Origin of the sequence: Paenibacillus sp. MY03, assembly GCF_002165585.1 — a bacterium.
Taxonomy (GTDB): Bacteria; Bacillota; Bacilli; order Paenibacillales; family Paenibacillaceae; genus Pristimantibacillus; species Pristimantibacillus agaridevorans.
The window spans coordinates 1-340 of sequence record NZ_MXQD01000114.1; the positions used below are offsets into that span (position 1 = coordinate 1).

At 57.1% G+C, this 340-nt stretch carries 1 protein-coding gene; it reads left to right on the forward strand.

Going from position 1 to position 340, the window contains the following annotated elements; genetic code table 11:
- Window positions 1–340 (forward strand): hypothetical protein (locus B1748_RS37165; RefSeq protein WP_179216017.1); only part of this gene is annotated, 340 nt, incomplete at both ends.

The window sequence follows — 340 nt, forward strand, 5'->3', positions numbered from 1 at the left end:
GATCGGCGATTGAGGTGCTGCAGCCGAAGTATGCGATTGCAAGCGCCGTCCAGACAACGCAAGGCAAACTGCGAGTGATCATGTTCACGCAGGATGAGCAGGATGCGATCCAGGCTGCAAGCCCGTTATTCAAGCTGCATGCTACAGTGAAGGAAGATGCGGCGCCGCGAGAAACAATCGTCACGCTGGAGCAGTTCGAAGCGTCGTTATTCGACGCAGCGATAGAGATAGACACAAGCTCGGCCAGCTACTCGTTCGCTGTGCGCCTGGCAGACAACGGCGCGCTGGAAACAGCGATTGCCAATGCGAGACTTCTTCACTCGCAAGCGACGGAAGGCAC